11 protein-coding genes and 1 pseudogene are annotated in these 14,133 nt (G+C 73.2%); 9 read left to right on the top strand and 3 right to left on the bottom strand.

The window, feature by feature from the left end:
- From ACFVYK_RS32825 to ACFVYK_RS32815, 3 genes and pseudogenes are all read left to right on the top strand, one after another.
- Positions 1-570, top strand: a pseudogene (locus tag ACFVYK_RS32825) (hypothetical protein); the annotation flags it as partial.
- Positions 567-2,516 carry a glycogen debranching N-terminal domain-containing protein gene (locus ACFVYK_RS32820; protein ID WP_389780309.1) on the top strand — a complete coding sequence of 650 codons (1,950 nt, stop codon included), beginning with the start codon at positions 567-569 and terminating at the stop codon, positions 2,514-2,516. The pseudogene ACFVYK_RS32825 and the gene ACFVYK_RS32820, both read left to right, overlap by 4 nt.
- Positions 2,517-2,764: 248 nt before the next feature.
- Positions 2,765-4,765, top strand: a complete 2,001-nt coding sequence (locus tag ACFVYK_RS32815) for a CDP-alcohol phosphatidyltransferase (RefSeq protein ID WP_389780307.1) — start codon at positions 2,765-2,767, stop codon at positions 4,763-4,765.
- Positions 4,766-4,795: 30 nt separating this feature from the next.
- On the opposite strand, the gene dusB is transcribed toward ACFVYK_RS32815, so the two are convergent.
- Complete coding sequence (dusB, locus tag ACFVYK_RS32810; RefSeq protein ID WP_389780305.1) at positions 4,796-5,983, bottom strand: tRNA dihydrouridine synthase DusB; 1,188 nt, start codon at positions 5,981-5,983, stop codon at positions 4,796-4,798.
- Positions 5,984-6,101: 118 nt separating this feature from the next.
- On the opposite strand from dusB, the gene ACFVYK_RS32805 reads away from it, so the two are divergent.
- The gene (locus ACFVYK_RS32805; RefSeq protein ID WP_389780303.1) at positions 6,102-7,547 is read left to right on the top strand and encodes an MFS transporter; all 1,446 of its coding nucleotides are present in this window, start codon (positions 6,102-6,104) and stop codon (positions 7,545-7,547) included.
- Here the strand turns inward: ACFVYK_RS32805 and ACFVYK_RS32800 are convergent.
- Entirely contained in the window at positions 7,537-8,517 is a 981-nt protein-coding gene (locus ACFVYK_RS32800) for a helix-turn-helix transcriptional regulator (protein WP_389780301.1), read from the bottom strand. The genes ACFVYK_RS32805 and ACFVYK_RS32800 overlap by 11 nt on opposite strands.
- 101 nt (positions 8,518-8,618) lie before the next feature.
- On the opposite strand from ACFVYK_RS32800, the gene ACFVYK_RS32795 reads away from it, so the two are divergent.
- The 5 genes from ACFVYK_RS32795 to ACFVYK_RS32775 all read left to right on the top strand — a co-directional run bounded on the left by ACFVYK_RS32795 (position 8,619) and on the right by ACFVYK_RS32775 (position 13,519).
- Entirely contained in the window at positions 8,619-10,073 is a 1,455-nt protein-coding gene (locus tag ACFVYK_RS32795) for an MFS transporter (protein ID WP_389780300.1), read from the top strand.
- Between the two features lie 111 nt (positions 10,074-10,184).
- Positions 10,185-10,424, top strand: coding sequence for a hypothetical protein (locus tag ACFVYK_RS32790; protein WP_389780298.1), 240 nt, complete (start codon positions 10,185-10,187; stop codon positions 10,422-10,424).
- Between the two features lie 91 nt (positions 10,425-10,515).
- Complete coding sequence (locus ACFVYK_RS32785) at positions 10,516-11,667, top strand: serine hydrolase domain-containing protein (protein WP_389780296.1); 1,152 nt, start codon at positions 10,516-10,518, stop codon at positions 11,665-11,667.
- Positions 11,668-11,708: 41 nt separating this feature from the next.
- Positions 11,709-12,569, top strand: a complete 861-nt coding sequence (locus ACFVYK_RS32780) for a hypothetical protein (RefSeq protein ID WP_389780295.1) — start codon at positions 11,709-11,711, stop codon at positions 12,567-12,569.
- A complete protein-coding gene (locus ACFVYK_RS32775) occupies positions 12,566-13,519 on the top strand; it encodes a hypothetical protein (protein ID WP_389780293.1) in 954 nt (317 codons plus the stop codon). Before ACFVYK_RS32780 ends, ACFVYK_RS32775 begins: the two co-directional genes overlap by 4 nt.
- On the opposite strand, the gene ACFVYK_RS32770 is transcribed toward ACFVYK_RS32775, so the two are convergent.
- Complete coding sequence (locus ACFVYK_RS32770; protein ID WP_389780291.1) at positions 13,501-14,109, bottom strand: TetR family transcriptional regulator; 609 nt, start codon at positions 14,107-14,109, stop codon at positions 13,501-13,503. The two genes, ACFVYK_RS32775 and ACFVYK_RS32770, sit on opposite strands and share 19 nt — an antisense overlap.
- Positions 14,110-14,133: the final 24 nt, after the last annotated feature.

Raw genomic sequence — 14,133 nt, 5'->3', positions numbered from 1 at the left:
GCCCCGGACCGGCGGGCGGACCCGGGGCCGGACCGGCGGGCGGACCCGGAGCCGCGGCGGCGGCCGGGGGCGGACGGGCGCCCCGGCGGGCCGGACCGGGCCCTTGGCGCGGGGCGGCGGGTGCCCGGCGGGGTGCTCGTCCCCGAGCGCGGGGTGTCCGGTCTGGTGCCGCTGCTGCTGCCCGCCCTGCCGGCCGAGGTGGTGGACGGGCTCGTGCAGACCCTGCGCGGCCCGCACTTCGGCGTGGGCGAGGTCACCCGGCTGGCGCCCAGCTACGACCTGCTCGGCGAGGCCTTCGACCCGCACCGGTACTGGCGCGGTCCGGCCTGGTTCAACACGAGCTGGCTGCTCGAACGGGGTCTGCGCCAGCACGGCCGCCGGGCCGAGGCCGAGGCGCTGCGCCGGGCCGTCCTGGACGCCGCGGGCGACTCGGACTTCGCGGAGTACGTCGACCCGTACACCGGCGAGGCCTGTGGCGCGACCGGGTTCAGCTGGACGGCCGCGCTCACGCTCGACCTCGTCCACCAGGACAGGTCAGGCAGTGGTACCGAGGGAGGGGACCTGGGATGACGAACCGGCATCATCTGCTCGTGTTCGGCGGGACGTTCGCGGCCGTCGGCGAGAACGGGGACATCAGCGGCGTGCGGGGGCCGGGACCGGCCTCCGGGTCGCCCGAGGGGCTGTTCGTGCGGGACGCCCGCCACCTCAGCCGCTGGCAGCTGACGATCGACGGCGCCGTCCCGGAGGCGCTCTCACCGGTCGCCGACGGGGACACCACACGCTGTGTGCTGGTCCCGCGCGGGGGCCGCAACGAGCCGCCGTCCTGCACGCTCTTCCGGGAACAGGCCGTCGGCGACAGCTCGTTCGTGGAGTCGCTGCGGATCGTGGGCAACCGCCCGGTGCCCACGACGGTCCGCCTCGCGCTCACCGCCGACGCCGACTTCACCGACCAGTTCGAACTGCGCTCCGACCACCGCACCTACGCCAAGACCGGGATCGTCCGCCGCCGCGAGATCCTCGACGACGGAGTGGAGTTCACCTACCGGCGCGGCGAGTGGACGTCCCGGACGACCGTGACGACCGAGCCCGCGCCGGACGCCGTCGAGGAGACCGGGACCGGGGCCCGCCGCCTGGTGTGGACCCTGGAACTGGAACCGCACGGCTCGGTGGAGCTGACCCTGCGGGTGACGGCCCGGCCGCACGGCGAGCGGCGGGCCCTGCGGGTGCCCCGCTCCCCCGCCTCGGTGACCGGGCAACTACGCGCGCTGGAGGCCGAGTTCGCCCAGTGCGTGGCCTTCCCCGCAGGCTGGCCCGAGCTGACGGCCGCCTGTGCGCGCGGTCTGTCCGACCTGGCCGCGCTGCAGGTCCAGGCGACCGGCCCGGACGGGGAGGACCTGCGCGTCCCGGCGGCGGGCGCACCCTGGTTCCTCACCCTGCTGGGCCGCGACGCGCTCCTCACCTCCCTGTTCGCGCTGCCCTACCATCCCCGTCCGGCGGCCGCCACGCTGCTCGCGCTCGCCGCGGCCCAGGCCACCGGGGCGGACCCGCGCACGGTGTCCCAGCCCGGCAAGATCGTGCACGAGGTGCGGCACGGCGAGCTCGCCCACTTCGGGCAGGTCCCGTACGGCCGCTACTACGGGTCGGTGGACGCGACCCCGCTGTTCCTCGTCGTCCTCGGCGCTTACGTCGAGCAGACCGGCGACGTCGCCCTGGCCCGCCGGCTGGAGCCGCACGCGAGGGCGGCCGTGGGCTGGATGCTGGACCACGGCGGGCTCACCTCCCGGGGCTACCTGGTCTACCGGGCCGACCGGGGCGGTCTGGCCAACCAGAACTGGAAGGACTCCCCCGGCGCCATCTGCTCTGCGGACGGGGCCCGCCCGACCGGGGCGGTGATGGCGGCGGGCGCCCAGGGGTACGCCTACGACGCGCTGCGCCGCACGGCGTGGACGGCGCGCACGGTGTGGGAGGACGAGAAGTACGCGGCCCTGCTCGAACAGGCGGCCGCCGACCTGCGCGACCGTTTCCAGCGGGACTTCTGGATGCCGGACCGCTCCTTCCCCGCGCTCGCGCTGGACGGCGAGGGCCGGCAGGTCGACGCGCTCGCCTCGGACGCCGGGCATCTGCTCTGGTCCGGGCTGCTGGACAAGGAGTACGGGGAGATCGTCGGCCGGCGTCTGCTGGAGGCGGACTTCTTCTCCGGCTGGGGCGTGCGCACCCTGGCGGCCGGGCAGCCCGCGTACCACCCGCTCTCCTATCACCGGGGCTCGGTCTGGCCGCACGACAACGCGTTGATCGCGCTGGGTCTCGCGCGCTACGGACTGCACGACGAGGCCCGTACGGTCGCCCACGCGCTCGTCGACGCGGCGGCCGCGACCGGCCACCGTCTCCCGGAGGTCCTCGCGGGCTACGGCCGCGACACCCACGGGCAGCCGGTACCGTACCCGCACGCGTGCGTACGGGAGTCCCGCTCGGCGGCGGCCCCGTTGGCGCTGCTCACCGCGGTCGGGGGCGCGTAACCGTCCCCGGTCCGGCCCCGGTCGGCTGCGAGCGGCGGCCCCGTCGGCGCTGCTCACCGCGGTCGGGGGCGCGTAGCCGTCCCCGGTCCGGCCCCGGCCGGCTGCTTGGCGTGACGTTTGCGCGGTGTTTGCCGAGCACTGGCCCGGGGGGCTGAACGCGGGCCGGGAGCAGGCCGTACGAAACCGTGGCGGATCCGGCCCGCACCGGATCCGCCGAACCGCCGGGCTTCGTACGGAAGGACCCTCGGGTGCCAGTCACCACTCGCTCATCCCAGCAGCCTGAATCGAAGGACCCCGAGGACGACACCGTGGACACCGTGGACACCGTGGACACCACGGCGACCGCCGAAGCCGACACCGTGGACACCACGGCGACCGCCGAAGCCGCGGAAGCCACGGAGCCCGCGGAAGCGGCAGAGCCCGCGGAAGCGGCGGAACCGGCGGAATCCATAGCGGGGGCGGAGGCCGAGGCGCCCGTCGCCGAACCCGCCGCCGAACCCGCCGCCGAACCCGTCGCCGAACGCGCCCCCACGACCGGGGCCGGGGCCGGGGCCGCCCCCCGCGGCTTCAGGGCACGTGTCGCGCACCTGCGTGCCTGGCGGGACAGGCATCCGCGCGCCGCGCGGGCGGTGTGGTGGACGGCGACGGTCCTGTCGCTGATCCTCGTGATCGGGGCGCTGCTGCTGCCGAACCGGCTCAACGGGCTCCAGTTCAACAGGTTCACGCGGCTGCCCGTCGAGGCGATCCTCGGCGCGTCCCTGCTGCTGGCGCTGCCCCGGCGGGCGCGGATCGTCGTCGCCGCGCTGGGCGGGACGCTCCTCGGCGCGGTGACCGTGATCGACCTGCTCGACATGGGCTTCGTGGAATACCTGGGACGGGACTTCAATCTCATCCTGGACTGGGGGCTGCTGGACGACGCCCAGTCCTACGTCGCGGACTCGATGGGCCGGGCGACGGCCGTGGGGGCCGCGATCGGGCTCGTCGTGCTGATCGTCGCGCTGTTCACGGTGATGGCCCTGGCGACGGTCCGGTTGAGCAATCTGCTGTTCCTGGACAGTCAGCGGGCGACCCGGGTCACGCTGATCGCCGCAACCGTGTGGGTCACCTGCTCGGTGACGGGTCTGCAGAACGCCGGAGTGCCCGTCGCCTCCTACCGCGCCGGCGACGTGCTGATCAACAAGGGGCGGCAGGTGCGGCAGACCCTCGCGGACGAGGCCGCGTTCGGCGAGGAGGCCCGCAACGACACGTTCGGCGCCACCCCGGCCGCCCAGCTCGTGCCGGACCTGCGCGGCAAGGACGTGATCTTCACGTTCATCGAGAGCTACGGCCGCAGCGCCGTCGAGGACCCGATCATGGCGCCGGGCGTCGACAAGACGCTCGACGCCAGCACCCAGGCCCTGGCGAAGGCGGGCTTCCACGCCAAGAGCGGCTGGCTGACCTCGGCGACCTACGGCGGCAGCAGCTGGCTCGGCCACTCCACCACACTGTCCGGCCTGTGGGTCGACAACCAGCAGCGCTACCGCACGGTGATGGCGAGCGACCACCTGTCCCTGACCAAGGCGTTCAAGAAGACCGGCGCGTGGGACACGGTCGGGGTCATGCCGGGCGTGCAGAAGAGCTGGCCGGAGGCGAAGTTCTACGGGCTCGACAAGGTCTACAACGCCTTTCAGATGGGCTACCGGGGGCCGAAGTTCAGCTGGTCGACCATGCCCGACCAGTACGCCCTCGAAGCGTTCCAGCGGCTGGAGCACGGCCGCACCGACCGCGACAAGCCGCTGATGTCGGAGATCATCCTGACCTCCAGCCACCAGCCGTGGGCGCCGATCCCGAAGATGGTCGACTGGGACGGGATCGGCGACGGCTCGGTCTTCGAGGGCATCGAGAAGGCGGGCAAGAAGGCGTCCGAGGTCATCGCGGACGGCGCCGCGTCCAAGCAGGAGTACGGCAAGTCCGTGCAGTACTCGGTGACCGCCCTCACCCAGTGGCTGGAGCGCTACGGCAGCGACGACACCGTCCTCGTCTTCCTCGGCGACCACCAGCCCATCGCCCGGGTCAGCGGCGACAACGCCAGCCGGGACGTGCCCGTCTCCATCGTCGCCAAGGACCCGAAGGTGCTCGACAAGATCTCCGGGTGGAACTGGACGGACGGCCTGAAGCCGGCGCACAACGCCCCGGTGTGGAAGATGAGCTCGTTCCGCGACAGGTTCCTCAAGGCCTACGGCTCGACCCCGCACCCGTCGAAGGACTGACAGCTCACGGCGGGGGCCGGCGAGGGCGTCTCAGCCGCCGGAGGTGTCCTGCTCGGCTTCCTCGTCGACGCCCGCGCAGTCGTAGGGGTCCTTCAGCCAGCCGTCGGGCAGGACGACCCTGTTGTTGCCGGAGGTGCGGCCGCGGGGGCCGTCGGCGCCGGCGGGCCAGGGCTGGTCGAGCTCCAGCTCGTCGAGGCCGGCGCGGAGTTCGGCCAGGGAGGACGTGACGGCGAGGCGCTTGCGCATCTCGCTGCCGACCGCGAAGCCCTTGAGGTACCAGGCGACGTGCTTGCGGAAGTCGACGACGCCCTTGGACTCGTCGCCGATCCACTCGCCGAGGAGGCCGGCGTGGCGGACCATGACGTCGGCGACCTGGCGCAGGGACGGCCGGGCGACGTCGTCCGGGCGGCCCTCGAAGGCGGCCACGAGATCGGCGAACAGCCACGGCCGGCCGAGGCAGCCGCGTCCGACGACGACCCCGTCGCAGCCGGTCTCGCGCACCATCCGCAGCGCGTCCTGGGCGGACCAGATGTCGCCGTTGCCGAGGACGGGGATCTCCGGGACGTGTTCCTTCAGACGGGCGATGGCGTCCCAGTCGGCCGTGCCGCCGTAGTGCTGGGCGGCCGTGCGGCCGTGCAGGGCGATGGCCGTCACGCCCTCCTCGACGGCGATGCGCCCGGCGTCGAGGTAGGTGATGTGGTCGTCGTCGATGCCCTTGCGCATCTTCATCGTCACCGGGAGGTCGCCGGCGCCGCTCACCGCCTCGCGCAGGATGGCGCGCAGCAGGTTGCGCTTGTAGGGCAGGGCGGAGCCGCCGCCCTTGCGCGTCACCTTCGGGACCGGGCAGCCGAAGTTGAGGTCGATGTGGTCGGCGAGGCCCTCCTCCGCGATCATGCGGACGGCCTTGCCGACGGTGGCCGGGTCGACGCCGTACAGCTGGATCGAGCGCGGCTGCTCGCTCGCGTCGAAGCGGATCAGCTGCATGGTCTTCTCGTTGCGCTCGACCAGCGCCCGGGTCGTGATCATCTCGCTCACGAAGAGGCCCTTGCCGCCGTCGGCCGCATCCTGTGCCTCGCCTCCGGCGAAGCCTTCGCCTTCCGCGAAGTGCCTGCACAGGGTGCGGAAGGGCGCGTTCGTGATCCCGGCCATGGGGGCCAGGACGACGGGCGGCCGGACGGTGTGCGGGCCGATCTGGAAGGGGGGCACGGGCGTGGACATTGCTCCATTGTCGCGTATGCGCGGGGGTACTCGGCCTCGTGCCCGCCCCTCCCCCGAGGCAGCACATGTAGCACTCATTAGTTAGACGCACTATTGATATCGGGCGTACGATGACGCCATGCCCGAGCTCAGCCCCCGACGACGTCTGCTGATCCTCGCGATCTGCTGCATGAGCCTGCTGATCGTCAGCCTCGACGTCACCGTCCTCAACGTCGCCCTGCCCTCGATGCAGAGCGACCTGCACGCGTCGACGTCCGGCCTGCAGTGGACGATCGACGCCTACACGCTGGTTCTGGCCGCGCTGCTGATGCTCGCCGGCTCGACCGCCGACCGGATCGGCCGCAAGAAGGTCTTCATGGCCGGCCTGGTCGTGTTCTCGGCCGGCTCGCTGCTGTGCTCGCTCGCCCCGAGCCTGGAACTGCTGATCGCGGCCCGCATGGTCCAGGCGGTGGGCGGCTCCATGATGAACCCGGTCGCGATGTCGATCATCACCAACACCTTCACCGACCCGCGCGAGCGCGCCCGGGCGATCGGGGTGTGGGGCGCGGTCGTGGGCATCTCGATGGCCGCGGGCCCGCTGCTGGGCGGACTGCTCGTGGAGTCCGTGGGCTGGCGCTCGATCTTCTGGCTCAACCTGCCCGTCGGACTCGTGGCCCTGCTGGCGACCCTGCGCTTCGTCCCCGAGTCCCGCGCACCGAAGGCCCGCCGCCCCGACCCGGTCGGTCAGCTGCTGGTCATCGCCCTGTTCGGCTCCCTGACCTACGCCATCATCGAGGCGCCGGAGGCGGGCGCGGCGACCAGCGGCCCCTTCGCCGCCGTGGCGCTCGCCGCCCTGCTGGGCATCCTGTGGTACGAGCCCCGGCGCGCCGAACCCCTCATCGACCTGCGGTTCTTCCGCTCGGTGCCGTTCAGCGGCGCGACGGTGGTGGCGATCAGCGCGTTCGCCGCGCTGGGCGGCTTCCTGTTCCTGTCGACCCTCTACCTGCAGAACGTACGCGGCCTGGACGCCCTGCACGCGGGCCTGTGGATGCTCCCGATGGCCGTGCCGACGTTCCTGTGCGCGCCGCTGTCCGGACGGCTCGTCGGCAGCCGGGGCCCGCGGCTGCCGCTGCTGATCGCCGGCCTGGCGATGACGACGAGCGGGGTGCTGTTCGCCGCCTTCGACGCCGAGACGTCCGACGGGACGCTGTTCCTCGGGTACGCCCTGTTCGGGGTGGGCTTCGGGTTCGTGAACGCGCCGATCACCAACACGGCCGTCTCGGGCATGCCGCGCAGCCAGGCGGGGGTGGCGGCGGCGGTCGCCTCCACCAGCCGGCAGCTCGGCCAGACCCTGGGCGTCGCCGTGATCGGCGCCGTCCTGGCGGCGGGCGTGAGCACGTCGTCGTACCGCGACGCCTTCGTCTCGGCCGCCGTGCCCGGCTGGTGGATCCTCACCGGCTGCGGCCTGGTCGTGCTCGCCCTGGGCGTCGTGACCACCGGCTCCTGGGCCAGGAGCACGGCGGAGCGGACCGCCGAGCGGCTGGAGGCGCCGGACGTCCGGGAGGCGGCCGGCGTCAGCGCGTGACCCCGGCCGCCACCGCGCCCCGCGCCGCGGCGGCGCTGCGGGCGTAGGCGTACAGCTTCTCCAGCCGCTCCCGTGTCTGCGCGTTCTGCGGTGCGTACGTCACCATGCGGGCGCCTTGCTCCGGGCTCAGCCAGAGGTCGGTGTGCGTGACGGTGAGCAGGCCGACGTGCGGGTTGCGGAACTCCTTGACCTTGCTGCGGCCCACGACGACCTCGTAGCGCTCCCAGTTCTCGCGGAACTCCGGGGACTCCGTCTGCAGGCGCTTGACCAGCATCTTCCAGGCCGGCTCGGAGAGGTGGCCGGCCATCGAGGCGCGCAGTTTCGCGGCCATCAGACGCATCGACTCCTCGAGGTGGACGACCGACTCGCGCCACTGCGGATGGGTGTGGATGAGCACCATGCAGTTGCGGTCCTCGGGCGGGATCGCGTCGAGGTCGCACAGCAGATGGGCGTAGGTGCGGTTGTAGGCCAGGATGTCGTAGCGGCTGTTCTGGACGCAGGCGGGGAGCGGGTCGAGCTGGTCGAGCAGCTCGCGTACCGCGTCGGTCACGCCGGCGCAGGACGATGCGGGGGTCGGGTCGGCCGCGCCGGCCAGCTGGAAGAGGTGGGCCCGCTCGCTCGGGTCGAGCATCAGCGTGCGGGCGAGAGCGTCCAGGACCTGCACCGACACATGGATGTCCCTGGACTGTTCGAGCCAGGTGTACCAGGTGACGCCGACCGCCGAGAGGTGGGCGACCTCCTCGCGGCGCAGGCCCGGCGTCCGGCGGCGCGCTCCGCGCGGGAGGCCCACCTGCTCGGGCGTGATGCGCTCGCGGCGGCTGCGCAGGAAGGCGGCCAGCTCGTGCCGTCTGACCTCCGAGCGGCCGGCCGCCGCGGTCGCCGTGGTCGTCGCCGTCGCCGCGGTCGCCGCCGTCGCCGCGGTCGCCGCCGTCGCCGCGGCAGGTGGCGTCTGCTGGGCCATCGTCGTCATGCCTCCAGCCTGCCGTCCCGCGGATCCTGTTGCCAGGTACTCCTTCTACCAGGATAAGGAGACTCTGGTACCCGTCTGACAGACGGCGCAGGCTCGGCAGCGTGACCCAGACAACCACGACCACCACCACGACCTCGACCTCGGTCCCGCAGGGCGCCCGCGCCGCGGAGCCGTCGCACTCCCTGGGCCCGCTGGGCCTGTTCACGGTGCTGCTCGGCGCGGCCCTGCCCCTCATCGACTTCTTCATCGTCAACGTCGCCCTGCCCACCATGGGACGCGACCTCGCCGCGGGCGAGTCCGTCCTCGAACTCGTCGTCGCCGGGTACGGGCTCGCGTACGCCGTGCTCCTCGTCCTCGGCGGCCGGCTCGGCGACCTGTTCGGCCGGCGTCGGCTCTTCCTGGGCGGGATGGCGGCCTTCGGTCTGACCTCGCTGGCCTGCGGGCTCGCGCCCGACGCCTGGTCGCTGGTGGCGGCCCGGGTCGCGCAGGGCGCGTCGGCCGCCGCCATGGTGCCGCAGGTGCTCGCCACCATCCAGTCCGCCACGGCGGGCGCGCGCCGCGCCAAGGCGATGAGCCTGTACGGCGCGACCGCCGGTCTGTCCATGGTGGCGGGCCAGATCCTGGGCGGTGTGCTCGTCGCCGCGGACATCGCCGGCAGCGGCTGGCGGTCCGTGTTCCTGGTCAACGTCCCCTTCGTGATCGTCGGCCTGCTGCTGGCCGTCCGGACCGTCCCGGAGACCCGCTCGCAGCGTCCGGAGCCCGTGGACGGACCCGGCACCGTGCTGCTGGCCGCCGCGCTGCTGACCCTGCTCGCCCCGCTCACCGAGGGCCGGGCCGCGGGCTGGCCGCTGTGGACGTGGCTGTCGCTGGCCGCGTTCCCGCTGGTCACAGCCGCGTTCTACGCGGTGGAGCGACGGGCCGACCGACAGGGCCGCACGCCGCTGGTGCCGCCGAGCCTGTTCGCGCTGACCACGCTGCGGCGCGGGCTGACGATCATGGGACCGCTCGCGGTCGGCTTCAGCGGGTTCATGTTCGTCGTCGCCGTGGCCCTGCAGAGCGGGGCGGGGCTGGGTCCGGTGCAGGCCGGCCTCGCCCTCGCGCCGATGGCCCTGATGTTCTTCCTCGCCTCGCTCGCCGGGCCGCGCCTGGTGACCCGGTTCGGGGCGCGGGTGGTGACCGCCGGCGCGGTCCTGCAGGGCGTGGGCGTCGTGCTCATCGTGCTGGCGGTGCGCGCCGACTGGCCGGACGTCGGCTTCGTCGAGCTGCTGCCGGGCACGGCGGTCGCCGGCGCGGGCCAGGCGCTCCAACTGCCCGTCGTCATGCGGATCGTGATGTCCGAGGTGCCGCCGGCCCGCGCGGGCGTCGGCAGCGGTGTGATGGTGACCACCCAGCAGGCCTCGCTGGCCCTGGGCGTGGCCACCCTCGGCACCCTGTTCCTCTCCCTGGTGCCGGAGTGGGGCATGCGCAGCGCCCTCGTCACCACGCTGCTCGTGCAGTTGGCCGGGGTGGCGCTGACGGGTCTGCTGAGCCTGCGGCTGCCCCGGAACGTGGGCTGAGGGCGCGGACGGCTGGGTCAGGTCGCCCCCCGGGGCTCCTGTCGCCGTCCGTCATGCTGCACCCTCCTTGCCGCGCGGGCAGCCGCGATGCCCTCGGACGCTGGAGGCGTCATGCCGGAGATCAACGCGAGCAGAGTGAGCCGCCGGGACCGGCACGGGCGCGAGCACGTCGTCCGGGTGCGGCGCGCGGGTGTGCAGCGCACGATCGGCTGCGACACCTGCGGCCGGCGCCAGGGGGCGCAGTTCCTGCCCTGGCTGAAGGCGGAGCAGCATCTCGCCGAGGCGCACCAGGCGACCGTGGATCCCGAGGGACGCGACGAGGGCGAGGGCGGCGGCCGCGCGTCGCGATGACTTTTCGGCGTCGGGGCGGTCGTATCGGTGAGTCGTATCCGTGCGCAGATCCGTGCACGGAGAAGCGTCGATCCCACCGGAAGGCCGGCCCATGAGCGCGCTGCGCGAGACCCTTCAGCGACACGTCGACGACGGCGCCGTGCCCGGAGCGGTGGGCCTGGTGGCCCGCGGCGACGAGGTGGAGGCGGTGAGCGTCGGCTCGCGGGACGCCGACGGCACGGCCCCGATGACCCGGGACTCCCTGTTCCGGATCGCCTCGATCACCAAGCCGGTCACGGCGGCGGCGCTGCTGACGCTGGTCGAGGAGGGCACGGTCGGCCTCGACGCGCCGGTCGCCGAGTGGCTGCCCGAGCTGGCGGAGCCGACGGTGGTCCGCACGCCGTCCGCGCCCGTCGACGACGTGGTCCCGGCGGCCCGTCCGATCACGGTCGAGGACCTGCTGAGCTCGCGGCCCGGCTGGGGCTTCCCGTCCGACTTCGCCCTTCCCGCCGTCCGGGCCCTCTTCGACGTCCAGAAGGACGGCCGCGCCCCGCAGGCGTTCCCCGAGCCGGACGTCTGGCTGGCCGACCTGGCCCGCGTCCCCCTGCTGTACCAGCCGGGCGAGGCCTGGCTGTACGGCACGGCGTCCGATCTGCAGGGCGCGCTGATCGCCCGGGCCTCGGGCCGCACGCTCCCCGAGTTCCTGGCGGAGCGGATCTTCGACCCGCTGGGCATGCGGGACACGGCGTTCGAGGTGCCGAAGGAGAAGCGGGACCGTTTCACCACCGCGTACCGTCCCGACGGCGCGGGCGGACTGGCGCTCGCGGACACCCCTGACGGCGAGTGGAGGAGCGTGCCGAGGTTCCCGTCGGGCGGCGGGGGCCTGGCCTCCACGGCCGACGACTGGCTGGCGTTCGCCCGCATGCTGCTGAACGGGGGCGAGGCGAACGGTCACCGTGTCCTGTCGCCGACCTCGGTGAGCCGGATGACCGCCAACCACCTGTCGGCGGCCCAGCGCGAGATCGGCGCCCTGTTCCTGGAGGGCCAGGGCTGGGGCTACGGCGGCAGCGTCGACGTCGACCCGCTCGACCCGTGGAACCTGCCGGGCCGCTACGGCTGGGTCGGCGGCACGGGGACGACGGCGCACGTCGTCCCGCAGACGGGCACGGTCACGATCCTCCTCACCCAGACGGCGATGGCGAACCCGACGCCGACCCCGCTGATGCGGGACTTCTGGCGGTGCACGACGGGCGAGGCGGAGTAGTCCGGCAGGAAAGGTGCGAAGCGCCGCTTTACGCTCCGGATATGCAGCCTTCACGTGCCCGGCTCGGCATCATGGCGACACTCCTCGGTCTGGTGGCGGTCCTCGGCGTGGTGTGGCTGGTCCGCTCGGCCACGACGGACAGCCGGAGCACGCCCCGCAGCGACGCGACGAGCGGCTCCGCCGACGCGCAGTCGAACGCCTCGGGGCACGCGGACGGTGACGGGGACGTCACGGCCGACGGCGGAAGATCCCGCCCCGGGGAGGCGTCGAACGGCGCGGACGGCCACACACCGGGCGGGGGTGAGAAGCGCAAGGACGGTCGGCCGTCCGTTCCCAACGGCGTGAACATCAACGGCTCCGGACAGGGCGGTTGCGCGATCGTCCTGAACATGGAGGAGACCCCCGCGACCGTCACAAGCGTCTCGTTCAAGGTGACCGAGGCGCCTGGGAAGCAGAAGCCGAAGCTCCGGTCGGACAATGGCGCACGCTGCCACAGAGTGCTCTACCACGAGGCCAACCCCTGCGACGGCCTTCGACTGAAGGCTCTTGAGGGGGGATGTGTGGCGGGGGTGGCCGCCTTGTCGAACGCCGAGGCAGGTCACTACGTCGTGCGGGGGACGCTCAAGGCCACCTTCCTGTGCGACAACGTCGAAAAGGACCCATGCAAGCGGGTGAAGGACTGGCGCGGACCGAAGCCCACACAGAGGCACCCTGTGCTCATCACGGGTGAGTCCACTTCCCTCGACACGTCGATCGACGTCCCGGGCTCCAAAAGCAGCTCGCCCGACGACTCCCCCTCCTCCAGGAGCCCCTCCCCGCCCGACGGGGTCTCGCCGCCGCCGGACGTCTCCCCCGAGTCCCAGCCGCCGGACGACGGCTCCTCCGCCGCGGAGGAGGGGTGACGAGCGGGCCGTCGCCGGAACGCGAGTCCCCCGCGCCTCCCGCGCCTCCCGCACCCCCCGCCGACGACGAGTCGGCCGTCCCCGCCCGGCTGCGGCGGCTAGCCGAGGCGTTGGGGCCCGCGACGCTCGCGACCGCGCTGCTGCTGTACTTCGGCTACATCGCCACCCGCGCGCGGTACGCGTACTTCGGCGTCCCCGTGGAGATGACCGGCCGCTCCAACCAGGACCTGATGCTGGACGGCATGGAGGTCGTCTTCGTGCCGGCGGCGATGATCTTCCTCGGCGTCATGCTGCTCGTCGCGATCCACGCCGTCACCCTGTGGGTCCTCTCCCGCGACGCGCACACCGCGGACGAGACCTCGGCGGCCGCCTTCCTCGCGTACGGCTTCGTCCTCGTCGGCGTCCTGCTGATCGGCCGGGCGTTGATCGGCATCTTCGTCCAGAGCCCGGACGTCAGCGTGGTGTTCGGCACCACCCCGCTGTCGCTGGCCTTCGGACCGGCGACCGTGGCGTACGGCGTCTGGATCTACGGCCGCCGGCGCGGGCGTCCGGTGCTGACGACGCGCCTGGCCCGCAACGGCGTCATGTGCGCGGTCGCGCTGGGCGTCTTCGGGCTCTTCTGGGGGTCGACGCAACTGGCGTGGGCGTACGGGAAAGGCCGAGGCAGGCAGGACGCGGACGGTCTCCGCAAGCGCCCCGAGGTCGTCGTCGACACGAAGGAGCCGCTCGACGGCCTACCGGTGGGAGTGAGCGCGAGCCGGCTGGGCCCCGCCGGGAAGGACGGCCGGACGTACCTCTACCGCTACCGGAACTTCCGGATGCTGATGGCGTCCGGCGGACGGCTGTTCCTGGTGGCGCCGGACTGGCACGCCGGCCTGGACCAGACGGTCGTGCTGCCCTACGGGGACGACATCCGGGTGCAGCTCGTCGCTCAGAAGGACGCGGACTGAGCACGCAGCCCCCGCAGCAGCAGGTCCACCAGCGCGGCGAAGTCGTCCTCGACGCCCGGCCGTCGCCAGACCTCGAAGTAGCCCGGGTCGTGGAAGCGGGCCGTGGCGTGGAAGACGGCGCGGGCGGTCGTCGCCGGGTCGGCAGCCGTGAAGGCCCCGGACTCGACGCCCGCCTCGACTATCCGGGTCAGCTGGCCCGTCAGGTCGGCGAGGTGCTCGCCCACCACCTCGCCGGTCTCCCCGGTGAGCACCATGTACGTGGCGAACAGCTCGGGGTCGTCGCCCGCCTTGCGTCGCTTGGCCTCGAACAGGGCGGTGAGCCAGTCCCGCAGCCGGGTCTCCGGGGCGCGGTCCTCGTCGGCGGTGATGCCGGAGAGCGTCTGCGAGGTGCGGTCCAGCCACCGCTTGGTGACCGCCGCGCGCAGCGCCGCCTTGGTGCGGAAGTGACGGTAGACGCTGCCGTGGCTGACGCCGAGCGCGCGGGCCACGTCGACCACGGTCGCCTTGGCCGGGCCGTGGCGGCGCAGCACATCCTCGGTCACTTCGAGGATGCGCTCGGCCGTCAGGGTCTCGGAGGTCTGCGGTGCCATGGTGAGACGGTACCCGGCGGGGTG

It is taken from the genome of Streptomyces sp. NPDC058291, assembly GCF_042880855.1.
In the GTDB taxonomy this organism is placed as follows: Bacteria; Actinomycetota; Actinomycetes; order Streptomycetales; family Streptomycetaceae; genus Streptomyces.
This window is presented reverse-complemented; position numbering and strand designations above follow the sequence as displayed.